21 protein-coding genes are annotated in these 21,725 nt (G+C 66.5%); 10 read left to right on the forward strand and 11 right to left on the reverse strand.

What is annotated here, in order from left to right:
• Positions 1-39 precede the first annotated feature (39 nt).
• Complete coding sequence (locus ACYP33_RS20145; protein WP_414440190.1) at positions 40-1,377, forward strand: aminotransferase class V-fold PLP-dependent enzyme; 1,338 nt, start codon at positions 40-42, stop codon at positions 1,375-1,377.
• A gap of 111 nt (positions 1,378-1,488) precedes the next feature.
• Here ACYP33_RS20145 and ACYP33_RS20150 read toward each other — a convergent pair whose 3' ends face one another.
• Positions 1,489-2,592, reverse strand: coding sequence for an SAM-dependent methyltransferase (locus ACYP33_RS20150; RefSeq protein WP_459623579.1), 1,104 nt, complete (start codon positions 2,590-2,592; stop codon positions 1,489-1,491).
• A gap of 724 nt (positions 2,593-3,316) precedes the next feature.
• Here ACYP33_RS20150 and mdh point away from each other — a divergent pair.
• The 6 genes from mdh to ACYP33_RS20180 all read left to right on the forward strand — a co-directional run bounded on the left by mdh (position 3,317) and on the right by ACYP33_RS20180 (position 10,376).
• Complete coding sequence (mdh, locus tag ACYP33_RS20155) at positions 3,317-4,489, forward strand: iron-dependent methanol dehydrogenase (protein ID WP_459623581.1); 1,173 nt, start codon at positions 3,317-3,319, stop codon at positions 4,487-4,489.
• Between the two features lie 109 nt (positions 4,490-4,598).
• Entirely contained in the window at positions 4,599-6,125 is a 1,527-nt protein-coding gene (gene exaC, locus ACYP33_RS20160) for an acetaldehyde dehydrogenase ExaC (RefSeq protein WP_459623583.1), read from the forward strand.
• Between the two features lie 438 nt (positions 6,126-6,563).
• On the forward strand, positions 6,564-7,031 hold the full coding sequence (locus ACYP33_RS20165; RefSeq protein WP_459623585.1) for a hypothetical protein: 468 nt from the start codon (positions 6,564-6,566) through the stop codon (positions 7,029-7,031).
• Between the two features lie 64 nt (positions 7,032-7,095).
• Positions 7,096-7,413 carry a toxin-antitoxin system YwqK family antitoxin gene (locus tag ACYP33_RS20170; RefSeq protein WP_459623587.1) on the forward strand — a complete coding sequence of 106 codons (318 nt, stop codon included), beginning with the start codon at positions 7,096-7,098 and terminating at the stop codon, positions 7,411-7,413.
• Positions 7,414-7,508: 95 nt separating this feature from the next.
• A complete protein-coding gene (locus ACYP33_RS20175; RefSeq protein WP_459623588.1) occupies positions 7,509-9,479 on the forward strand; it encodes a sigma-54-dependent Fis family transcriptional regulator in 1,971 nt (656 codons plus the stop codon).
• A gap of 237 nt (positions 9,480-9,716) precedes the next feature.
• Positions 9,717-10,376, forward strand: a complete 660-nt coding sequence (locus ACYP33_RS20180; protein WP_459623590.1) for an HAD family hydrolase — start codon at positions 9,717-9,719, stop codon at positions 10,374-10,376.
• 15 nt (positions 10,377-10,391) lie between these two features.
• On the opposite strand, the gene ACYP33_RS20185 is transcribed toward ACYP33_RS20180, so the two are convergent.
• The gene (locus ACYP33_RS20185) at positions 10,392-11,345 is read right to left on the reverse strand and encodes an NAD-dependent epimerase/dehydratase family protein (RefSeq protein WP_459623592.1); all 954 of its coding nucleotides are present in this window, start codon (positions 11,343-11,345) and stop codon (positions 10,392-10,394) included.
• Positions 11,346-11,462: 117 nt separating this feature from the next.
• Here ACYP33_RS20185 and ACYP33_RS20190 point away from each other — a divergent pair, with 117 nt between their 5' ends.
• Together ACYP33_RS20190 and ACYP33_RS20195 are read left to right on the forward strand one after the other, a co-directional pair.
• Positions 11,463-12,374 (forward strand): LysR family transcriptional regulator, encoded by a 912-nt coding sequence (locus ACYP33_RS20190; RefSeq protein WP_414449047.1) that lies wholly within the window; start codon positions 11,463-11,465, stop codon positions 12,372-12,374.
• A gap of 653 nt (positions 12,375-13,027) precedes the next feature.
• On the forward strand, positions 13,028-13,930 hold the full coding sequence (locus ACYP33_RS20195) for a LysR family transcriptional regulator (RefSeq protein WP_459623593.1): 903 nt from the start codon (positions 13,028-13,030) through the stop codon (positions 13,928-13,930).
• A gap of 138 nt (positions 13,931-14,068) precedes the next feature.
• Here ACYP33_RS20195 and ACYP33_RS20200 read toward each other — a convergent pair whose 3' ends face one another.
• From ACYP33_RS20200 to ACYP33_RS20215, 4 genes are all read right to left on the reverse strand, one after another.
• Positions 14,069-14,785, reverse strand: coding sequence for an SDR family oxidoreductase (locus ACYP33_RS20200; RefSeq protein ID WP_459623595.1), 717 nt, complete (start codon positions 14,783-14,785; stop codon positions 14,069-14,071).
• Positions 14,786-14,856: 71 nt separating this feature from the next.
• Positions 14,857-15,528, reverse strand: coding sequence for a peroxiredoxin-like family protein (locus tag ACYP33_RS20205; protein WP_459623596.1), 672 nt, complete (start codon positions 15,526-15,528; stop codon positions 14,857-14,859).
• A gap of 28 nt (positions 15,529-15,556) precedes the next feature.
• Positions 15,557-16,117 (reverse strand): carboxymuconolactone decarboxylase family protein, encoded by a 561-nt coding sequence (locus ACYP33_RS20210; RefSeq protein WP_459623598.1) that lies wholly within the window; start codon positions 16,115-16,117, stop codon positions 15,557-15,559.
• Between the two features lie 211 nt (positions 16,118-16,328).
• Positions 16,329-17,441, reverse strand: a complete 1,113-nt coding sequence (locus tag ACYP33_RS20215; protein WP_459623600.1) for an NADH:flavin oxidoreductase/NADH oxidase — start codon at positions 17,439-17,441, stop codon at positions 16,329-16,331.
• A gap of 255 nt (positions 17,442-17,696) precedes the next feature.
• Between ACYP33_RS20215 and ACYP33_RS20220 the strand changes: the two genes are divergently transcribed.
• On the forward strand, positions 17,697-18,635 hold the full coding sequence (locus ACYP33_RS20220; RefSeq protein ID WP_459623602.1) for a LysR family transcriptional regulator: 939 nt from the start codon (positions 17,697-17,699) through the stop codon (positions 18,633-18,635).
• Positions 18,636-18,774: 139 nt separating this feature from the next.
• Here ACYP33_RS20220 and ACYP33_RS20225 read toward each other — a convergent pair whose 3' ends face one another.
• From ACYP33_RS20225 to ACYP33_RS20245, 5 genes are all read right to left on the reverse strand, one after another.
• Positions 18,775-19,107 carry a PIN domain-containing protein gene (locus ACYP33_RS20225; RefSeq protein ID WP_459623604.1) on the reverse strand — a complete coding sequence of 111 codons (333 nt, stop codon included), beginning with the start codon at positions 19,105-19,107 and terminating at the stop codon, positions 18,775-18,777.
• Between the two features lie 6 nt (positions 19,108-19,113).
• Positions 19,114-19,419, reverse strand: coding sequence for a hypothetical protein (locus ACYP33_RS20230; protein ID WP_414449055.1), 306 nt, complete (start codon positions 19,417-19,419; stop codon positions 19,114-19,116).
• Positions 19,420-19,538: 119 nt separating this feature from the next.
• Positions 19,539-19,940: a PIN domain-containing protein gene (locus ACYP33_RS20235; RefSeq protein WP_459623606.1), complete on the reverse strand. Its 402-nt coding sequence runs from the start codon at positions 19,938-19,940 to the stop codon at positions 19,539-19,541.
• Positions 19,940-20,197 (reverse strand): type II toxin-antitoxin system VapB family antitoxin, encoded by a 258-nt coding sequence (gene vapB, locus ACYP33_RS20240; protein ID WP_459623608.1) that lies wholly within the window; start codon positions 20,195-20,197, stop codon positions 19,940-19,942. The genes ACYP33_RS20235 and vapB overlap by 1 nt, the downstream gene beginning before the upstream one ends.
• A gap of 58 nt (positions 20,198-20,255) precedes the next feature.
• Positions 20,256-21,710, reverse strand: coding sequence for an MFS transporter (locus ACYP33_RS20245; RefSeq protein ID WP_459623610.1), 1,455 nt, complete (start codon positions 21,708-21,710; stop codon positions 20,256-20,258).
• Between the last annotated feature and the right edge of the window lie 15 nt (positions 21,711-21,725).

The raw sequence follows: 21,725 nt of genomic DNA on the forward strand, positions 1-21,725 counted from the left end.
TCGCGCCGCCGCGCAATCGACCTTTTACTGGAGCATTCGTTGACTACCAATCGCCGCCAGTTTCTGACTCACGGCTCTCGTGCCGCCGCCGCCGGCCTGGCGCTGGGGGCCGGCGTCGCGCCCCTCGCGCGCGCCGCCGATGCGCCCGCGCTTGCGTTCGATCCGTACGACTGGGCGTCGGTGCGCGCGCAGTTCAATCTGGACCCGCGCCTCGCGCATCTGTCGAACTTCTTCCTCGCCTCGTATCCGGCGCCGGTGCGCGCCGCGATCGATCGCCATCGCCGCGCGCTCGACGAGAACCCGTATGCCTATCTCGACGATCACATGTTCGCGAAGCCCGAGGACATGCTCTGGCGCAACGTGGCCGCCGCCGCCGCGCAATACGTGGGCGGCCAACCCGACGAGATCGCGCTGACCAGCAGCACCACGGTCGGGCTCGCGCTGATCTACAACGGCCTGTCGCTGAAGCCGGGCCAGGAAATCCTGACCACCACGCACGATTTCTATCCGCATCACGAATCGATCCGCCTTGCCGTGAACAAGTGGGGCGGCAGCATGCGCAAGATCGCGCTGTACGAACAGAGCGCGACGGCCTCCGCCGATCAGATGGTCGGGCGGCTGATCGCCGCGATTCGTCCGAATACGCGTGTGCTCGGCGTGACCTGGGTGCATTCGGGCACGGGCGTGGTACTGCCGATCCGCGAGGTGTCGGCCGCGCTGGCGCCCATCAACGCCCAGCGTGCCGAGGCGGATCGCGTGTTGCTGGTGGTCGACGGGGTGCACGGCTTCGGCGTGCTCGACGAGGATGTCGCGCGCCAAGGCAGCGATTTCTTCTCGGCCGGCACGCACAAGTGGATTCTCGGGCCGCACGGCAACGGCATCGTCTGGGGCCGCCCCGCGAGCTGGGCGCTGGTGCAGCCGACGATTCCGTCGCTGATGTCGCCGGAGACCAGCGCGGCCTGGCGCGAGGGCCGCGACCCGCGCGGCCCGACGCAGGCGGCCTGGGTCAGCCCGGGCGGCTTCTTCGCGTACGAGAATCAATGGGCCACGGTGGAGGCCTTCCAGTTTCACCAGCGCATCGGGCGCACGCGCATCGCCAACCGGATTCTCGATCTCAACGGGCAATTGAAGGAAGGGCTGGCCGGCATGCGTCACGTGACGCTGCACACGCCGCGTCGGCGCGATCTGTCGGCCGGGTTCGTCTGTTTCGAGGTCAAGGGCTGGACGCCGGCCGCCGCGGTGGACCGGCTTCGCGAACGCGGCGTGGTCGCGAGCACGACGCCGTACGCCGTGTCGTATGCACGTTTTTCGGCCGGCATCGTCAATTCGCCGGCCGATATCGAACGCGCACTGAGCGAGGTGCGCAAGCTCGCCTGACGGCGGCGGCGTCGCTCGGCGGGATCGGCAACAAAAAGCGCGTGCCTTCGATGGCACGCGCTTTTTTCGCTATCGGGCCTGCGGAAAACCGCCGGCCCGAATTCAGGCTCCTCAGGCGTTCCCCACCGCCGCCGAGCGCTTGTCGAACAGATAATGCGCCACGCCCCATTCCTTGCCGTGGCGATAGCCGAACAGCCCCGCCACCGCCATGTAGAACATGCGCCAGCGCTGGAACACGATCGGCGCGTTTTCTTCGCCAAAGGTCTCGCGCAGCATCGGCAGGATCTGCTCGTGCGCGGCGTCGAGCGACGCGAGCCAGTGGTTGGCCGTGCGCTGGTAATGCGTGCCGTCGAGCCACCACTGCTTTTCCACGCGCAGATGATCCTGGAAGCGCAGCAGCAGGTCCGCCGACGGCATCGTGCCGCCGCCGAAGAAATGGCGCGACATCCAGTCGTTGCCGTCCTGCGCCGTGAAGTGATACGCCACCAGCCGGTGCGCGAACAGATGCACGAACAGCTTGCCGTCGTCGCTCATCCAGTGCGAGAGCTTGGCGAGCAGCGCGCGGTAGTTCTTCATGTGCTCGAAGTTCTCGATCGACAGCACGCGGTCGAAGTGGGCGTCGCCGGGCGCGAACTCGTAGGTGGCGATGTCGCCGGTCACGATCGTCAGGTTGGTCAGCCCGCGCGCCTTGGCGCGTTGCTCGACGAATTCGCGCTGCCGCTGCGAAACGGTCAGGCCCACGATATGCGATTGCCGATAACGCTCGGCCAGCCACAGCGATTGCGCGCCCCAGCCGCAGCCGAGGTCGAGCACGCGCTGGCCGTCGGCCAGCTCCGCGCGCTCGGCGTAGAGCGCCAGCATCGCGTCCTCGGCGTGCGCGAGCGTGTCCTCGCCCTGCGGGAAATAGCAGCACGACTGCTTCACGCGCGGCCCCAGATGCGCCTCGAAGAACGCGGCCGGCATGTCGTGCAGTTCGCGGCTGGTGGTTTGCGAATCGGTGGCGATCGGGCTGCGGTTCAGGTCGTCGACGAAGGTATTGAGCGCGTCGATGCGGGCCACGTCGTCGTCGACGTGCTCGGTGCGCAGCTTCTGCCACAGCAGCGCGCTGATGCCGCCCCGAATCACCGAGTCGGACACGCGGCCGCGCTCGCAATAGCGGATCAGCCAGCCGTCCTGGTCAATGACGGATTTCGAATCGAAGGTGGTCGCGGTCATGGTCGGTGGCTCCGTGAGTAGGGATCGTTATGGTCGGCCGCTCGGAACGGCCGTGAGAGAAGCTCGGACGGCGCGCCGCGCGGCACGCCGGATGGCCGGCCCCGATTCGACGAGGCCGGGTGCGCGTTCCGGGCAAGGTGCCGGAACGAGAAGCGGGAAGGGGAACCGGGAACCGTGCAGCGTGCGGCTGCAGCATCGCGCGCGAACCCGGCTGCGCGCGGCTCGCGGGAATAATCAGGACAACCGAGGTTGCGGCGCACCAGCGCGACAGGCGCCCCGAACGGAGGCTGTTGCGGTGCGGCGGGAGAGCGGTCGCGCACGGACGCATTCGACGCCGGCGGCGTGCCTGCTGCGCGATTCGCGTGATCGGACCTGAATACGCTACGCATCGCCTCTCCCGGCGGATGAATGCTTCCATTTTCATTAACTGGCGCGGCAGGTCAATACGGGGGAACGCCCACCCGCAAACGGCAGGATTCGGGGCCGGAATTGACCGTATCGAAACGGTGCGACCGCCGGAAAAACGGGGCCGGACGCGGTTCGGCCCGCTTGCAACACTGTTGCGGCGTTGCTTCGAAACGCAACACCTGTGGCGATCGTCAACAGCGCGGGCACCCGGCCGATTTCGCGAAACCCTTGTCCGGCAAGGCTTTTCACGATTGGTACGGTTCCTGCGAAAAGCGCTGTGGGTACCCGGATGCCCCCACAAAACTTTGGAGACGACATGAGCTACCTCAGCATCGCAGATCGCACCGACAGCTTCTTCATCCCCTGCATCACCCTGATCGGCCCCGGCTGCGCCCGGGAAACCGGCACGCGCGCCAAATCGCTGGGCGCGAAGAAAGCGCTGATCGTGACGGATGCCGGGCTGCACAAGATGGGGCTGTCGGAGCAGATCGCGAGCACCATCCGCGAGGCGGGCCTGCAGGCCGTGATCTTCGCGGGCGCCGAGCCGAACCCCACCGACGTCAACGTGCACGACGGCGTGAAGCTGTATCAGCAGGAAGGCTGCGATTTCATCGTGTCGCTGGGCGGCGGTTCCTCGCACGACTGCGCGAAGGGCATCGGCCTGGTCACGGCGGGCGGCGGGCATATCCGCGATTACGAAGGCGTCGACAAATCGACCGTGCCGATGACCCCGCTCATCTCGATCAACACCACGGCCGGCACGGCCGCGGAAATGACGCGCTTCTGCATCATCACGAACTCCAGCAACCACGTGAAGATGGCGATCGTCGACTGGCGCTGCACGCCGCTGATCGCGATCGACGATCCGCGCCTGATGGTGGCGATGCCGCCGGCGCTGACGGCCGCCACCGGCATGGATGCGCTGACGCACGCGGTCGAGGCGTTCGTCTCGACGGCCGCCACGCCGATCACCGACGCCTGCGCCGAGAAGGCGATCGCGCTGATCGGCGAATGGCTGCCGAAGGCGGTGGCCAACGGCGAATCGATGGAAGCGCGCGCGGCCATGTGCTACGCGCAGTACCTGGCCGGCATGGCGTTCAACAACGCATCGCTCGGCTACGTGCACGCGATGGCCCACCAGCTCGGCGGCTTCTACAACCTGCCGCACGGCGTGTGCAACGCGATCCTGCTGCCGCATGTCTCGGAGTTCAACCTGATCGCCGCGCCGGAGCGCTTCGCGCAGATCGCCGCGCTGCTCGGCGTGAACACGGCGGGCCTCTCCACGGTGGATGCAGCCGCCTCGGCGGTGACGGCGATCCGCCGCCTGTCGGCCTCGGTCGGCATTCCGTCGGGCCTCGCCGGGCTCGGCGTGAAAGCCGAGGATCACGAAGTGATGGGCGTCAATGCGCAGAAGGACGCCTGCATGCTGACCAACCCGCGCCGGGCCACGCTGGCGCAGGTCATCGCGATTTTCGAAGCGGCCATGTAAGCCGCAGCCCCTCGCCGGCCTGGCCCGCGAGGGGGCAAGGGCCCGCGCCGCACACGTGACACAGGTGACGCGCGGGCCTCCCGATCCTCATGCAGAACAGGAATGCACCATGAATCCGTTTGACCTCAAGCGCCACGGCATCGACATCGAGTATCCGTACCACACGCGTTACGAGAACTACATCGGCGGCAAGTGGGTCGCGCCCGTCGGTGGCGACTATTTCGACAACGTCTCGCCGATCAACGGCCAGACCTTCTGCAGCGTACCGCGCTCGACCGGCGCCGACATCGAGCTGGCGATCGACGCCGCGCACGCCGCGCGCCGCAAGTGGGGCAAGACCTCGGCCGCCGACCGCGCGAACCTGCTGCTGGCCGCCGCCGACCGCATGGAAAAGAACCTGCGCGTGCTGGCCGTGGCCGAAACCATCGACAACGGCAAGCCGCTGCGCGAAACGATGCTGGCCGACCTGCCGCTCGCGATCGACCATTTCCGCTATTTCGCGGGCTGCATCCGCGCGCAGGAAGGCGGGATCTCCGAGATCGACGACAACACCGTCGCCTATCACTTCCACGAACCGCTCGGCGTGGTCGGGCAGATCATTCCGTGGAATTTCCCGCTGCTGATGGCGGCGTGGAAGCTCGCGCCGGCGCTGGCCGCCGGCTGCTGCGTGGTGATGAAGCCGGCCGAGCAGACGCCCGCGTCGATCCTGGTGCTGATGGAACTGATCGGCGACCTGTTCCCGCCGGGCACCATCAACGTGGTCAGCGGCTTCGGCCGCGAAGCGGGCGAGGCGCTCGCCACCAGCACGCGCATCGCCAAGATCGCGTTCACGGGCTCGACGCCGGTCGGCAAGCGCATCCTGCACGCCGCCGCCGAGAACCTGATTCCGTCCACGGTGGAACTGGGCGGCAAGAGCCCGAACGTATTCTTCGCCGACGTGCTCGATCAGGACGACGCGTTCCTCGACAAGGCGCTCGAAGGCCTCGCGATGTTCGCGCTGAACCAGGGCGAGATCTGCACCTGCCCGTCGCGCGTGCTGATCCAGGAATCGATCTACGAGCGTTTCATCGAGAAGGCGGTGGCGCGCGTGGAGCGCATCAAGAGCGGCAACCCGCTCGATCTCGAAACGATGATCGGCGCGCAGGCCTCGCAACAACAGCTCGACAAGATCCTGTCGTACATCGACATCGGCCGCGAGGAGGGCGCACAGTGCCTGACGGGCGGCAGCCGCGCGAGCCTCGATGCGAGCCTCGGCGACGGCTTCTACGTGAAGCCGACGATGCTGTTCGGCCACAACAAGATGCGCGTGTTCCAGGAGGAAATCTTCGGGCCGGTGGCCTCGGTGATGACGTTCAGGAACGAGCAGGAAGCCATCGAGATCGCCAACGACACGTATTACGGGCTCGGCGCCGGCGTGTGGACGCGCGACGGCACGCGCGCCTATCGCATGGGCCGCGAGATCGAGGCCGGCCGCGTGTGGACCAACTGCTATCACCTGTACCCGGCGCATGCGGCGTTTGGCGGCTACAAGCAATCGGGCATCGGCCGCGAGACGCACAAGATGGCGTTGTCGAATTACCAGCAGACGAAGTGCTTGTTGGTCAATTACCAGCCGGACGCGCTCGGCTTCTTCTGAAGAACGGCGATCCCGTTCCTGGTTGGACGACGCATGCGTAGCACTGCGTCGGTGACGACGGCCTGTTCGGCGACCTGCCGGCAGGCCGTTGTTGCATTGAGGGGGGCGAGTGGATCAAGCAGCCGTATTTTGAATGGGCAGCGCTGGCAATAAGGGGGGTTCGCCCGCAGCTATCCAATGCTCGACAAAGAAAAATTTACTGGAATATCGTGGTGATTCGATAGCGATAATCGGTCGCCATTACCTGCTTCTGATGAACGCGCGAATACCGTTCGATAATCTGGAGAAATATCGAATTAAGCATTACCATCTGCCCCCGGAAGTCCCGCGTTCCGATCGATTCGATACCCGCCGCTAAAGCGGGCACTCGCGCCGCAAGGCAATCTTCGTCATTTCAAAGCTGAAACAACCAAGCTCATCGATAAAGGGAAGCTTGATATGAGCCGTTTCTGGATCACCGTCATGGGTTTGGCGATATCGCTGGGCGCCGCAACCAGCTTCGCCGCGGAGGCCGATGGCGCTGCGTGTCGTGCCGCGACGCCGGCGGATTTCGACGCAGGGCCGTCGCGTTGGCAGGGGCCTTGTCCTGGCGGCGTGGCCGATGGGCTCGGCGTGATGCGAATCGGTGCCGCGGAGCCGTATCAGTTCTTTCTCGGCGAAATGAAGGCGGGGCTTCCCGTGCGCGGCTTGCTGAAACTCAGCGGTGGCTGGATGACGGCAAGCCATTTCGACAAAGCCTTGAAAGCGCAGAGCGAACCCGAAGGTCGAGATATGTACCCGATCTTTCAACTGGGGGGGCACGCCGCGCATGCCACGGCCAAGCGCTTCAAGGCAGCGGGCAATGCACGTTCGGCGGCCTATTACGAACGGCTCGCCAAAACCGTGGAAAACGGCCTGCCCGAATAAGAAAACGTCACCGGCGACGCGCGACGAGCCGTGCATGCCGGTGCATCAAAATCAAAGGAACACCATGTCCGTCGAAGCCGATCTGCATATCGCCGAAATTCCCTTCGAATCCGGCGGCATCAAATTCCGTTACTCGCGGATGTTGTCTGCCGATAAAACCCGCTGGGTTCGGCACGGACTCTTCTCGGCCTTTCATGAAAGCGGCGCGCTCGCCTCCGAGGGGCACTATGCCCACGGCAAGGAAGAGGGCGTGTGGCGGGATTTTCACGAAAACGGCCAATTGGCGGCCGAGGGCGCGTATCTCGGTGGCGAGCAATCCGGGCTCTGGCGATATTGGAGCGCGGATGGCGCCGAGGAGCGGACCGAACGCTTCGGCGATTAACCGCGGCGCGGCGGCTGCCCTCGCCGCCGTGGCACGGAGCTTGCATCCCATCCCGCGATCGCCCGGCCCACGACCGGGCCGCTCTGGAGGAGACGATGCACGACAGGTTTGATCACGCCGCCCTGCGCGAGGCGGGCCAATCCGGCAACTGGCCGGTCACGGCGATCCGCAAGGCGCACGAGCGCTCCGAGATGTTCGGGCTGCACGCCTCGGTGCAGCCGGACTACGAGATCCTGTCCGACTCGGCGCTCGCGCTCAAGCGCGAGCAGAACCGCATCCTGTGCGCGCACGCGATGCCGGTGATGGAAACGCTGCACGACCAGATCGCCAACACCCACAGCATGATCGTGCTGACCAATGCGGACGGCCTGATCCTGCATTCGGTCGGCGACGACGATTTCCTGCAGCGTGCCGAGCGCGTCGCGCTGATGCCCGGCGCGAACTGGGCCGAGAACCGCCAGGGCACCAACGGCATCGGCACGGCGCTGGCCGAGCGCTGTGCGGTGGTCGTGCACGGCGAGCAGCACTACCTGTCGGTGAACCGCTTCCTGACCTGCTCCAGCGTGCCGATCCTCGATCCGTACGGCGAGATGGCCGGCGTGCTCGACGTGACGGGCGACCACCGCAGCTATCACCAGCACACCATGGCGCTGGCGAAGATGTCGGTGCAGATGATCGAGAACTACCTGTTCGCCACCACGTTCCAGGACATGCTGCAGGTGTCGTTCCACGGCCGGCCGGAATTCCTCGGCACGCTGATGGAGGGCATCGTGGCGTTCACCGAGGACGGGCGGATCGTCTCGGCGAATCGCAGCGCGCAGTTCCAGCTCGGCCTGCAATTGCCGGCGCTGCGCGCGCAGACGGTGTCGTCGCTGTTCCAGACCACCTGGGCGCAGCTCGTCGACTGGCAGCGCACCAGCCACGACGCGCACTTGATGCTGAACCTCAGCAACGGCACCGTGGCCTGCGCGCGTGTGCAGACGCGGCTCGGCCCGCGCGCCGATGCGACGCGGCCCGTCCGGACCATGACGCCGGCCCCGGCGGTGCCCGCCGCGTCGCGCGGCTCGCTGCTGGCCGCGCTCGACACCGGCGACGCGCAGGTGGCCTCGGTGATCGCGAAGGTGCGCAAGGTGATCGGCAAGGATATTCCGGTGCTGATCACCGGCCCGACCGGCGCGGGCAAGGACCTGCTCGCGCAGGCGATCCACGGCGATTCGCCGCGCGGCCATGCGCCGTTCGTGGCGGTCAACTGCGCGTCGATCCCCGAGACGCTGATCGAATCCGAGCTGTTCGGCTATGAGGAAGGCGCGTTCACCGGCGCCAGGCGGCGCGGCGCGGCGGGCAAGCTGCTGCAGGCCAACGGCGGCACGCTGTTTCTCGACGAGATCGGCGACATGCCGTATCCGCTGCAGGCCCGGCTGCTGCGCGTGTTGCAGGAGCGGCACGTGAACCCGCTCGGCTCGTCGAAGTCGATCCCGATCGACGTGACGATCATCTGCGCGACCCACCGCGACCTGCGCGAGATGCTGACGCAGCAACGCTTCCGCGAGGATCTGTATTACCGCCTGAACGGGCTGACGGTGCGCCTGCCGGCGCTGCGCGAGCGCAGCGACCTGCGCGTGGTGGTGGCGCGGATGCTGGAGCAGGAAGCGCAGGCCAGCGGCCGCGCGCGGGCGCTGCGCGTCGCGCCCGACGTCATGACGCTGTTCGAGCGCTGCGACTGGCCCGGCAACTTCCGCCAGCTCGGCAACCTGCTGCGCACCGCCGCCGCGATGGTGGATGACGATGGCGAGATTCGCCACGCGCACCTGCCCGACGATTTCTTCGACGAACTGCGCCGGGCGAGCCTGCCGGGCAAGGGCTCACCGCTTGATGCGGGGCTGGCGGCCCGGCGCGGCGACGGCTTCGGCGCGGAGGGCGGGCGGCTTCAGGACGTGGCGGCGTCGGTGGTGGTGGCCACGCTGGCGCGGCATGGCGGCAACGTGTCGGCGGCGGCGCGCGAGCTGGGCGTGTCGCGCAATACGGTCTACCGGAAGATCCAGGGCGGGGGTGGCGAGGGCGGTTGAGCGGGTTGGGGCTGATTGGGTCGATTGGGGCGGTTGATCCGGTTGAGGCGATTGCGCTGACGGAGCCGGTTGAGTCGATCAAGTCGATCAAGCCGATCAAGCCCCCGCCGCGAGTGTTGCACCGCTGTTCCGATTCGGAGCAGCCGTGTTCCGTTACGGCGCACTTCGGCCGGCCTGCCGCATCCGTTATGATCGTCGCTTCGCCCCTTGCTCCCGCCTTTTCCCTCTCCGCCCGCCATGTTTCCAGCCAGCCGCGCCTACCTGTTCGACTTCGACCTGACGCTCGCCGATTCGCGCGACGCCATCGTGTTCTGCGCCGGCGGCGCGCTGGCCGACATGGGCCTGCCGGTGCCGCCGCGCGAGCGCATCGTCGCCTCGATCGGCCTGACGCTCGCGCAAACCTTCGCATTCCTGACCGGCCTCGACGATGCCGCGCAAGCCGCCGTGTATGCCACGCGCTTCGTCGCGCATGCCGACGAAGCGATGGTGCGCATGACGCGCATCTACCCCGAGGCGGCGTCGCTGCTGTTCACGCTGCACGCGCAGGGCATTCCGGTGGCGATCGTCTCCACCAAGTTCCGCTACCGGATCGAGCAGATCCTCGCGCAGGCCAACCTGGCCCATTACGTGACGGCGATCGTCGGCGGCGAGGACGTGACGCAGCACAAGCCGCATCCGGAGGGGCTGCGCAAGGCGCTCGACCTGCTCGGCGTGGCGGCGGCCGACGCCACCTATGTCGGCGATCACGAGATGGATGCCCAGGCGGCGGCCGCGGCCGGCACGCGCTTCGTCGGCGCTGTCACGGGCGAGATCGGCGCGGCGCAGTGGCGCGAGCGCGGCTGCCTGTCGGTCGAGCGCGACCTGGCCGAGCTGATGCGCTTCGATACGGCGGGCTGAACTTGGGCCTGTATTTCAGGCCCGCACCGGCTCCCGCACGGCCGCCAGCGATTGCCGGATGCCCTCCGCGTAGGGGGTCTTGCGGATCGGCCCGAGCAGGCGCTGCAACGCGCTGTCGTCCATGATCAGCGGCTCCGTGATCAGATAGTTCATCTCCACCATCTCGCGCATCATCGGCTTGAACAGGCCGAGGACGCGCAGCAGCGTCTTGCCGGCCACCCGCAGTTTCAGCGTGCGCCCGCTCTGCCGTTCGATCTCGTCCACCAGCGCGCGCTGCGTCGTGACGCCCGCGCCGGCCAGATGCCAGATTCGCCCGTAGGCGGCCGGCGTATCGAGCAGTCGTGCGACCACCGGCCCGACATCGGGCACGAATACGAATTCGTGCTCGCGTTCGAGCGGGCCGAGCATATCGGCCGGGCCACCCAGCACGGCGGCGCGGATCGCGCCGTGCAGCATGCTGGCCTCCACGCCCGGCCCGTAGAAATCGGGCAGCCGCAGCACCGTGGCCTCGATCCGGCCGTCGGCGTGCGCCTGCATCAGCAGGTCTTCCTGCGCCTTGCGCATCTTGCCCTTGAACGTGTGCGGCTCGCGCGGGTGATCCTCGCGCACCGGGTTGCCGCGCGAGCGGCCGTACGGATAGACGGTGCCGATCAGCACGATGCGGCGCACGCCGGCCGCGATCGCCGCGTCGAGCGTGCGCTGCATGATCTGCGGATGCAGTTCGAACTGCCAATAATTGACGCCGACCAGATAGACCAGCGTATCGATGCCCGCCATCGCGGCGCGGATCGATTCGGGCGAATCGGGGTTCCAGGTGGCGATCTCGGCGAGCGGATCGTCGCCGAAGGTGGCGCGCAGCGCGTCGGCGCGGCGGCCCACCACGCGGTAGGCGCGGTGCTCGGCGCGCAGGGCTTGGGCGATGCTGCGGCCGATCGCGCCGGCGGCGCCGAACAGGGCAAGGGTCGACATGGCGGACTCCTGAAGACACGCGGCCGGTTGCCGCGTTCGATGTCAGGCAGTATGCGCAGGCGGAAGGCCCATGAAAATTGGCTAATATCGTGGGTCATCCATACGAAAATGCATACCATGCGCGACGCGGAACCGAACTGGGAGTGGTACCGGACCTTCCTTCAGGTGCTCGACACCGGCTCGCTGTCGGCGGCGGGGCGCGCGATGGGCATCGCGCAGCCCACTGTCGGGCGGCATATCGAGGGGCTGGAGGCGGCGCTCGGGCTGACGCTGTTCACGCGCTCGGTGGACGGCTACGCGCCCACCGACGCCGCACGCGAGCTGGCCCCGCACGCGGCCGGCGTGGCCGCTTCGGCGGCGGCGCTGCGGCGCGCCGCGAGCGGGCAGGGCGACGGCGTGCGCGGCACGGTGCGGCTGACCGCCAGCGAGGTGATCGGCGTGGAGGTGCTGCCGCCGATCCTGGTGGCGCTGCGCGAGGCGCATCCGGCGCTGTCGATCGAGCTGGTGCTGTCGAACCGCGTGGACGACCTGCTGCACCGCGAGGCCGACATCGCCGTGCGGATGTTCCGGCCGGAGCAGGCGGCGCTGGTGGCGCGCCGCGCGGGCACCATCGAGATCGGCCTGCATGCGCACGAGCGCTACCTGGCGCGCTGCGGCACGCCGCGCACGCTGGCCGAGCTGAAGCGGCACACGGTGATCGGTTACGACCGCGAGACGGCCTTCACGCGCGCCGTCGGCGGCATTTTCGCGCCGCTTGGCCGCGACGATTTCGCGTTCAGCGCCGACAGCGATCTCGCGCAACTGGCCGCGATTCGTGCGGGCTTCGGCATCGGCTTCTGTCAGGCGGGCCTGGCGGCGCGCGATCCGGCGTTGCGCCGGGTGCTGCGCCGCGCGGTGTCGATGCCGCTGCAGACATGGGTGGCGATGCACGAGGATTTGCGGCGCAGCGCGCGCTGCATGGCCGCGTTCACGGCACTCGCGGAAGGCCTGGCGGCGTATGCGCGTTCCGATAATGCCCGGGGGAAATAAAAATCGTGACGGCGATTATCGCGGCGAGTGGCGTGCGATCGCAGATTAATATCGAAACTAATGATTGTTGGTGAAACGTCATACGAGATTCGTTGTGAATCGAATCGATTGATGCTGGCGATTTGATAGTGCGGTGCGGCCTCGCTGCGTGGCGGGCCTTGTGCCGCAAGGGCGAGCGTCTTGCCGGGTGCGCATGGGGCTGCGGCGCTTCCTGTCCGAATAGTCAGTTGCCTGAAAAATGCTGAACACACTCGAGAAATTCTTCTTGTTCATCGGGCGTCAGATTGTTAATCTGCATTCCGAATTGTGTGCGATGACGATTTCCGCATAAGCGATTTCCCCGAATTTCATCACCGAACAATAGCCAGGGAGCCATGTCCTCCCGCATTCCGAGCGAGCCGAGGAACCTGCGTTCCGGAGCCGATAATCCGAGAGGCTGAAAAAGCCTCCGAACCTGAGAGCACCACCGTGCCCCGAGGCGCGGCGTCCTGGCGAACGCGGTTTCGCCCGTCATGACGCCGCGCCTCGGGGCGTTTCTTTTCTTGCGTCCGTCTCCGTTGGTCCGTTGGTACGTTCGTCGGTTCGCCCGTTGCGGGCTAGACTGCACGCTCGCGCGCACCCGCAACCCGTCCGACTCAGGGAGAGACGATCCGATGGACCGAATGGCAGCGATGGAAACCTTTGTCGCGGTGGTGGACGCCGGCTCGTTCTCGGCCGCCGCGCGCCGCCTGGAACTGGGCCAGCCGGCCGTATCGAAATCGATCGCCCAACTGGAGGCGCATCTCGGCGCGCGGCTGCTGCTGCGCTCGACGCGCGGCCTCACGCCGACGGACGCGGGCCGGCGCTTCTACGAGCACGCGCGGCTGTCGATCGCGGAAGCCGATCAGGCCGAGCAGGCGGTGCGCGATTCGTCGAGGGGTTTGTCGGGCCGGCTGCGGATCTGTGCGGCCGTCACCTTTTCGCGCCTGCATGTGCTGCCGATGCTCAAGCGCTTCGTCGATCGCCATCCCGACCTGCAGCTCGACATCATCCTCGACGATCGCTCGATCGACTTGCTGGAAGAAGGCGTGGACGTGGCGCTGCGGATGGGGACGCTCGACGATTCGTCGATGACGGCGCGCCATATCGCCAGCAGCCGGCGGCGGGTGGTGGCCACCCCGGCCTATCTGGCCGAGGCCGGCACGCCGGCGACGCCCGCCGAATTGAGCCGCCACCAGGTGATCGTCTATTCGCAGCGCGGCGGCGGCGAAGCCTGGTCGTTCAGCCGCGACGGTGCGGAGGTGGCCGTCGCCGTGTCGGGCCGGGTGCGGGTCAGCGCCGCCGAGGGCATGCGCACCGCGGTGCTCGGGCACATGGGGCTGGCGATCGCGTCGGAATGGATGTTCGGCCCCGAGCTGGCGCGCGGCGAGGTGCGCGCGGTGCTGAACGACTGGACGCTGCCGGGCGTCGATCTGTGGGCGGTGTTTCCGGCCGGGCGGATGGTGACGTCAAAGGCGCGCGCGTTTGTCGATTTTGTCGAGGAAGTGATGGCGGAGGCGCAGGTGAAATTGGCCTGAGTGTTGGATGCCGGGTTGGAGTGCGCGCGGGTCGAGCCGGGCGCGTGATTGGCCGACTCGAACGGCTGCCTGCTGATCGAGGAGCGACACAGGCGAACTAGAACGTCGGCCCGCCGCTCAAAGCGCGCCATCCACGAGCTAAAACGCCTGCCTGCCGATCGAAGCCCCGCCATCGACGAACAGCGTCTGGCCCGTGATGAAACCCGCGTCGTCCGACAGCAGGAACGCGATCGCCGCGGCGATCTCGTCGGGCGTGCCGAAGCGGCCCATCGGCACGCCCGACAGATAGCGGCGCTCGCCTTCGCTGCCGGGCGGGTTGTTGGCGCGGAACAGTTCGGTTTCGGTCGGCCCCGGCGCCACCGCGTTGACGGTAATGCCGGTGCGGGCCAGTTCGAGCGCCCACGAGCGCGCGAAGCTGACGAGCGCCGCCTTGGCCGCCGCGTACGCGGTGCGCTCGGCGATGCCGAGGATCGTCAGGCTGGAGACGTTGACGACCCGGCCCCAGCCGCGCTCGCGCATGCCGGGCAACAGCGTCTGCACTGCCTGCACGGCGGGATGCAGGTTGACGGCGAGCACGTCGTCGAGGGTGGCGAGATCGACCTCGCCGAGCTTCTGCGGCCGCACCAGGCCGACGTTGTTGATCACGCCGTCGAAGGCGTGGCGCGCGGCCAGCGTGCGCAGTGCCGCATCGGTGGCGGCCGGATCGGCCAGATCGACACTCACCAGTTCGCCCGGAAAATCGCCGGGGCCGCGCGCCAGCCCGACCACGCGATGGCCGGCGCGCGCGAGGCGTCGGCCGAGCGCGAGGCCGATGCCTTTCGACGCGCCGGTGATGAGAAACGTACGTTGCTGCATGGGTTCTCCTTGTCGATTCGAGGCACGCGGCGGCTCACGCCGCGTGCCTCGCGTGTGATGCGTGCGATGCCTCAGCGCGAGGCGGCCGCGCGCGCCAGCACCGGGAACATGTCCTCCGGCTCCGGGCGATGCGTGTAATCGGGATGAACCTCCGAGTACAGCACCGTGCCGTCGCTGCCGATCACGTAGCGGGCCGGCATCGGCAGCGTCCACGACGGATTGTCGTTGAACGCCGGCAGGTCGTTCTTCAACTGCCGATAGAGCGCCACCAGATAGTCGGGCAACGCGAAGCGCAGGCCGAACCCCTCGGCCGTCGCGCCGAGCGTGTCGCTGAGCACGGGGAAATCGAGGTGGTTCTCGCGCACCGACTTGCGGCTGTTCGCGGCCGTTTGCGGCGAGATCGCCACCAGGTTCGCGCCGTATTCCCGCAGCCGGGGCAGCGCCGCGTTCAGCGCCTGCAATTCGAGGTTGCAGTACGGGCACCGCACGCCGCGATAGAACGTGACGACGAGCGGCCCCTGCGTGAGCAGGTCGGCCGACGACACCGGCTTGCCGTTCGGGTCGGGCAGCGTAAACGACGGCGCGCGATCGCCGGCCTTCACGGCGCGGCCGGCCTGGCCGCTGGCGACCAGTTCGGCGGTGGCGCGCTCCATGATCGGATGGATCTCGGCGGGTGCGCGATAGGGCGGCTTGCCGGCGCGGAAATCGGCCTTGAAGGCGTCGAGGGCTTGTTGCAGTGACATGAGGTTCTCCGGTCGCTGGGTCAGGCCGTCAGACGGCGGCCGGCTTGGTCCACTCGTTGCCCTTCATGAACGCGTCGTACTCCGTATGAACGAGGTGGTTCGTGTAGTTGCTCATCACCTTGGTGGCGACGCCGAGCACCACTTCGAGCACGTTGCGGCGCGTGTAGCCGGCCGCGAGGAAGGCCGCGACATCGGCCTCCGGCACGAAACCGCGCTCGCGCACCACGATCGTCGTCAGGCGATGCAGCGCTTCGAGCTTCGGCTCGGGCAGCGGCGTGCCGGCGCGCAACGCGGCGATCGTCTCCGGGGCCATGCCGATCATCTTCGCCAGCGTGCTGTGGCCCGCCATGCAGTAGTGGCAGTCGTTCTCGAAGTTCGCGGTGAGGTAGACCACCTGCTGCTCGTGCGGCGTCAGCGTGCTCTTGCCGAACAAATCCCAGAGCGCCGAGTAGCCGGCCAGCAGTTCCGGCGATTCGGCCATGTGCGCTTGCAGGTTCGGCACGAAGCCGAAGGCTTGTTTCGCGCCTTCGAGCAGGGGCTTCGAGGCGGCCGGGGCGGTGTCGATCGTGTGGGCTTGGAAGGGGTTCATGATTCGCTCCTGTTACGGGTTGGGGTGAGCGAATGATGCGTGGCGGGCGGCCAGCGAAGAAGGCGGGGCGGGGCGATAACAGCCATTCCCGGCAGGAATGGGACGTGGAAGAACGAGCGAAAAAAACGGCGGCACGTGTCGTGCCGCCGTCTGGCGTTTGCTGCGGGTTACGGCCGGTTATGACGCTCGCGGCCGTTCATTGCGCACTGCCTCAAGCATCCGCCTGGATTGCCGGCGCATAGCGCTCCAGCCAGTGCGCATACGGCGGGGGCAGCACCCACGACGGCCGTTCGACGCCGAGCTTCTTGGCCGCGTAGTACGGGTAGTGCGGATCGGCCAGGTGCGCGCGGCCCACCATCACCAGGTCGAGCTGGCCGTTCTCCACGGCGCGGTTCGCGACCACCGGATCGTCGATGCCCCAGGCCGACGACACGGGCAGGCCGGTCTCGCGCCTGACGCGCTCGGCGATCGGCGCGAGGAAGCCCGGCCCCCAGGGAATGTGCGTGTCGGGCGTCGAGAAGCCCATGCTCACGCTCAACATGTCGAGGCCGCCGCGCTTGAAATCGCCGACCAGGCGGATCGACGCGTCGAGCGTGGCCGCATCGTTGTCGTCGTATTCGAGCACGCCGAAACGCGCCGTCAGCGGCAGGCGTTCGGGCCAGACTTCGCGCACGGCCGCCAGCGTCTCGTTGAGGAAGCGGCCGCGCTTGACCCAGTCGCCGCCGTATTCGTCGGTGCGCTGGTTGGCGTGCCGCGAGAAGAAGCTCTGCGCCAGATAGCCGTGCGCGAAGTGCAGTTCGAGCCATTCGAAGCCGGCGGCCAGCGCGCGGCGCGCGGTGGCGGCGAAATCGCTGCGCACGCGGGCGATGTCGTCGAGCGTCATGGCCTGCGGCACCTTCGGCAGATGCCGGCCGAACGCGCTTGCCGACGGCGAAATGGTTTGCCAGCCGCCGGGGGCGTCGTTGGCGATGTGGTCGTCGCCTTCCCACGGGCGGTTCGCGCTGGCCTTGCGGCCGGCGTGCGCGATCTGGATGCCGGGTACCGCGCCGGCGGCCTTGATGGCGGCGGCGATGCGCGCGAGGCCTTCGATCTGCGCGTCGTCCCACAGGCCGGTGCAGCCCGGCGTGATGCGGCCTTCCGGCGCCACGGCGGTGGCCTCGACGATCACGAGGCCCGCGCCGCCGCGCGCCAGGCCGGTGTAGTGGGCCAGGTGCCAATCGGTAACGAAGCCGTCGACGGCGCTGTATTGGCACATCGGCGGCACGGCGATGCGGTTGTGGAGCTTGGCGTCTTTCAGGGTGAAGGGGGTAAACAGAGCAGTCATGCGGTATGCCTCTCGGTCAGATGGCGGTTCGTGCATGAGGCCGCCCAGGGCGGGTGCACGAATCAGGGTTTTCACTGAGTCTAGTGGAGCCTTGCCATAATGAAAACTATCTGCCGATTATCATTTTGATAAACGTGGCTTATTGCGGCAGGGCGGCGCGGCGCATCGTGCGCGCGCCGGACTGCCGCGCCGGCCACCGGGCGTGATACCGTGCGCCACTGTTCCAGCCTTGGCCGCCCCGTCCGGCCCTCTACCATGCGCTCGCGTCACGACAATCTGTCCAGTGGAATCGGCGTGTTCGTGGCCGTCGTCGAGACGGGCACCTTCGCCGCCGCCTCGGAGGCGATCGGCATGACGCCGCCCGGCGTCAGCCGCGCGATCGCGCGGCTCGAAAAGCGCCTCGGCATTCGCCTGTTCAACCGCACCACGCGTTCGGTGTCGCTGACCGACGAGGGGCGGCGCTTTCACGAGCGCGTGCTGCCGCATCTGGCGGGGCTGGAGGAAGCGGCCGCAACCGCGGCGGGCGATGCGGCCGGGGTGCGCGGCCGGCTGCGCGTCAATCTCGATCCGGTGTGTTACGCGCTGGTGCTCGGTGCGCCGCTCGGCCGCTTCCTGGATGCGCATCCCGAGCTCGATCTCGAATGCATCGCGCGTGACACGGTGGGCGATCTGGTGCTCGACGGTTTCGATCTGGCGATCCAGTTCGGCGAGCCGAAGGCCTCGACGCTGATCGCCCGCAAGCTGCTCGATACGGCCGTGGTGACGGTGGCCGCGCCGGCTTATCTGGCGCGTCATGGCCGCCCGGTCAAGCCCGAGGATCTGGCCGGCGGCGGCGCGCATCGCGTGCTGGAGTTCCGCGATCCGCTGACGGGGCGGCCGTTTCGCTGGGAGTTTCATCGCAAGCGCCGCCATCTCCAGGTGGCCACGCGCGGGCGGCTCACGCTCAACGATCCGTCGGCGCAGGTGAATGCGTGCCTCGCGGGCCTGGGCGTGGCGCAGATGCTGGCGATCGCGGCCGAGCCGATGATCGCCGCCGGGCAGCTCGTGAACCTGTTCCCGGATTGGTCGGACGAGCGCTTTCCGCTTTATGCCTATTACCCGTCGCGCCAGCACCTGCCGGCGCGCACGCGGGTGTTTCTCGATTTCGTGATCGGGTTGGCCGAGGTGGCGCAGGGGAAGGGGGCGGGCGTGTAACGGATCGATGAAACTACATCATTTGCCAACAGCAACGTAAGGAAGGATTTTTTCCGGGCTCGCCTCATATAAGACATTCAGCATCCGGTGATCATTGGTCAGCACAAAATAGTCCGTGGAAAGTTTGATCAACGAGCTATCAGTTATTCCAAACGTCGAGAAAAAATTTGACCCGCAGTCCTCGTCTATGTCGATTTCTATTTTGGAAAAAAACAGCAAACATATTTCTGGCGAAATCATACGCCAAATTCCTCGCATAACCGTCCAGATCAATTAAATTTGAAACTTCGGTCGCTATGTAGGGTGTTATAAAAACCATCTCGTATTCCGACATGATTTTCACCACATTGTCGTAGTCTCTTAAGCTAAATGCACCCAATCTCTTGGAGTTGCGAATGTGTCTTCCTTCCTCTACCGCGCCGATGACCAGAAGCAAAAGGAGATTGGTGTCGATGATTAATCTCTTCGCCATGCCAGATCACCTATCCTTCTGGTTTTTAAATCCTTTGAATATGCCGGTTTTAACTTCTACCAAGAAAATTTTATACTCTCTTCGGTAGCTCATTATTCTCGCAAGCCGGCGAATATTGCTCTCTCCAGCCCCACCGATGCCGTCGTCGATACTTAGAGGATCTTTTCCTTGCATGTCATAGCTAAGCGATACTTCGTATAGCTTGTTGTCGCTGGACAGAACAACCCCTTCAAGTTCGATATTTCTCGCATTTTTCACCAACAACTTTGCATTGTCGGTTGCGATTTGAATTGCCTTTTCGAAACTAATCACAAATCCCTCCAAATCTCATGTCAGGGTGATTGTTGTTGGTCGTCGGCTTGGCCGGCGATCAACAACGACTATCTGAGAAGAACCGCTCGGCGCAGATCGTTGCATTGATCCTGACTTTCCTACGTCTCGATCCAGTTTTCAAGCCGGATGCCAGGATAACTGGTGAAGTCGCGCTCGTTGTTGGTCACCAGAACCACGTCGAGCGCAATCGCATGCGCGGCGATCAGCTTGTCGAGCGCATCCTGCTTGCGCTCGCGCGTCGCTTTTCGAACCGGCCCGTATGCCGTGGCTGCGGCCGTGTCGAATGGGGCAACCGGAATATCTTCGATCAGCGCCGCAAGATTCCGTCGCTCACGAGTGGGGTTCGTGGAAACGGCAACGCCGTAGGCAAGTTCGGCGTAGGTGATGGCCGACATCACGACGTCCCCGACGTAGCATTGCGCAAATCGCCTCGCGACTTCTTCAGGCTGATTTTTCATCAGGTAGAGACACATGTTCGTGTCGAGCATGAAGCGCGGCATTACAGCCACTCGCGCTCGGCCTGCTCATGCTCGCCGCGGCCGTCGGCCATAAAATCCGGCCCGAATTTCGCGAACTTCTTGAGCACGCCCGCGAGCGGACGACGCGCCGGGCGGATACGAATCTCATCGCCGATACGCTCGATTTCGACTTCGACATCGCTGCGATCGTAGGCCAGGTCGGCAGGAATGCGAACGGCTTGCGAATTCAGGTCGCCGTGCCGACGTGCCACGGCTGGCACCGATGCTTTCCACGTCATGACCAGGCTGACCGATAGGCACAAGACGCCCCCCTATTTCAATCAAGCCCCTGCGCCCTCAGATCCGGGAGCGCTCCACCGCCGAACGCCGTATCGCGGGTTTCCGGGCGAGGGTGAGGCTCAGCGTTGCGCCGACGGCGAGGCAGGCGGCGATACAGAGCGCCGCCACCACGAAGGCGTGCGCAATGGAGGCCGGGTCGTGGCGCGAACCGAGCACGGTGTAGAAAATCCCGCCGATGACCGCGACGCTGAGCGCGGTGCTGACCTGCAGGGTCGAACTGGCGATGCCGGCGATCATGCCCGACATGGCCGGCGCAACGCGGCCGGTCACCATCCGCATCAGCGTCGGCAGCGCGAGCCCTTGTCCGAAGCCGATCGTGAACAGCGCGATGGCAAGCGGCGCGAAGGCGAGCGGCATGCCGGCCGGCGATGCCTCGATCAAGCAGGCCAGGCCGCCGAAGCCGACCACTTCCAGGCCCATGCCGAACGCATTGACATAGGTGCCGAGCAGGCGCCCAGCGAGCGGCGTCGACAACGGCCCCAGCAGGAAGCCCGCGCCGAACGGCAGGAACACGAGGCCCGCGCTCAAGGCGTCGACATGCAGGGCATTTTGCAGGTAGACGGAGAACAGCAGGAAGAAAGCGGCGATCGAATAGAACAGCAGGGCGACCAGCAACGCGCGGCCCAGGCCCGGCGCCCGGAGGGTGGCGGGATCGAGCAGCGGGGCGCCGCCCTGGTCGGCGAGCCGGCTTTCGTAGCGCCAGAAAATCCATGCCGATACCGGCGCCGCGGCCAGGCAGAGGCATGACCACAGCGGCCAACCGGCTTCACGCCCCTCGATCAGCGGCAGGATCAGCGCGCCCAGCGTCGCCATCGACAGGGCCATGCCGACCAAGTCCAGCTTGCGGGCGTGCTCCGCGCGCGTTTCCTTCAACAGGGGGATGCCGAACAGCACGACCAGGGTCGCCACCGGCAGGTTGACGAGGAAGATCGTGCGCCATGCCATGCCGAACAGGTTCAGCGAAATCAGGATGCCGCCCAGCGCCTGCCCGATCACCGAGGCCAGGCCGAAGACGGCGCCATAGAGGCTCAACGCGAGCGGCTTTTCCGCTTCCGGGAAGATCGCCTGGATCGACGCGAGTGCCTGCGGCGCCATGATGGCGGCCGTCACGCCCTGCAAGGCGCGTCCGATGATGAGCGCCCACGGCGACCCGGCGACGCCGCACAGCAAGGATGCCGCCGCGAAGCCGATCAGGCCGAGGAAAAATACGCGTCCGCGGCCGAACAGATCCCCCAGTCGGCCGCCGGTAATCAGCGTCACGGCGTAGCACGTGGCGTACGAGGAAATGACCAATTGTTCGGCCGAGGACGTGGTGCCCAACTCTCCCTGGATCGAAGGCAGCGCGACATTGACGATGAAGAAATCCAGCGGCGGCAGGAAAGCGCCGACGAGCAGGACCAGGAACATGGCCCAGCGGCGCGGATCGGGTGAATAGAGCGTGTTCGGGGGCATCGATGCACCTATATA

It is taken from the genome of Burkholderia sp. 3C (genome assembly GCF_054589155.1).

Excerpts from the sequence above, each read along its gene's own strand:
- ACYP33_RS20150 (WP_459623579.1), bottom strand. The coding sequence starts at position 2,592 with ATGACCGCGACCACCTTCGATTCGAAATCCGTCATTGACCAGGACGGC.
- mdh (WP_459623581.1), top strand. The coding sequence starts at position 3,317 with ATGAGCTACCTCAGCATCGCAGATCGCACCGACAGCTTCTTCATCCCC.
- exaC (WP_459623583.1), top strand. The coding sequence starts at position 4,599 with ATGAATCCGTTTGACCTCAAGCGCCACGGCATCGACATCGAGTATCCG.
- ACYP33_RS20165 (WP_459623585.1), top strand. The coding sequence starts at position 6,564 with ATGAGCCGTTTCTGGATCACCGTCATGGGTTTGGCGATATCGCTGGGC.
- ACYP33_RS20170 (WP_459623587.1), top strand. The coding sequence starts at position 7,096 with ATGTCCGTCGAAGCCGATCTGCATATCGCCGAAATTCCCTTCGAATCC.
- ACYP33_RS20175 (WP_459623588.1), top strand. The coding sequence starts at position 7,509 with ATGCACGACAGGTTTGATCACGCCGCCCTGCGCGAGGCGGGCCAATCC.
- ACYP33_RS20180 (WP_459623590.1), top strand. The coding sequence starts at position 9,717 with ATGTTTCCAGCCAGCCGCGCCTACCTGTTCGACTTCGACCTGACGCTC.
- ACYP33_RS20185 (WP_459623592.1), bottom strand. The coding sequence starts at position 11,345 with ATGTCGACCCTTGCCCTGTTCGGCGCCGCCGGCGCGATCGGCCGCAGC.
- ACYP33_RS20190 (WP_414449047.1), top strand. The coding sequence starts at position 11,463 with ATGCGCGACGCGGAACCGAACTGGGAGTGGTACCGGACCTTCCTTCAG.
- ACYP33_RS20195 (WP_459623593.1), top strand. The coding sequence starts at position 13,028 with ATGGACCGAATGGCAGCGATGGAAACCTTTGTCGCGGTGGTGGACGCC.
- ACYP33_RS20200 (WP_459623595.1), bottom strand. The coding sequence starts at position 14,785 with ATGCAGCAACGTACGTTTCTCATCACCGGCGCGTCGAAAGGCATCGGC.
- ACYP33_RS20205 (WP_459623596.1), bottom strand. The coding sequence starts at position 15,528 with ATGTCACTGCAACAAGCCCTCGACGCCTTCAAGGCCGATTTCCGCGCC.
- ACYP33_RS20210 (WP_459623598.1), bottom strand. The coding sequence starts at position 16,117 with ATGAACCCCTTCCAAGCCCACACGATCGACACCGCCCCGGCCGCCTCG.
- ACYP33_RS20215 (WP_459623600.1), bottom strand. The coding sequence starts at position 17,441 with ATGACTGCTCTGTTTACCCCCTTCACCCTGAAAGACGCCAAGCTCCAC.
- ACYP33_RS20220 (WP_459623602.1), top strand. The coding sequence starts at position 17,697 with ATGCGCTCGCGTCACGACAATCTGTCCAGTGGAATCGGCGTGTTCGTG.
- ACYP33_RS20225 (WP_459623604.1), bottom strand. The coding sequence starts at position 19,107 with ATGGCGAAGAGATTAATCATCGACACCAATCTCCTTTTGCTTCTGGTC.
- ACYP33_RS20235 (WP_459623606.1), bottom strand. The coding sequence starts at position 19,940 with ATGCCGCGCTTCATGCTCGACACGAACATGTGTCTCTACCTGATGAAA.
- vapB (WP_459623608.1), bottom strand. The coding sequence starts at position 20,197 with ATGACGTGGAAAGCATCGGTGCCAGCCGTGGCACGTCGGCACGGCGAC.
- ACYP33_RS20245 (WP_459623610.1), bottom strand. The coding sequence starts at position 21,710 with ATGCCCCCGAACACGCTCTATTCACCCGATCCGCGCCGCTGGGCCATG.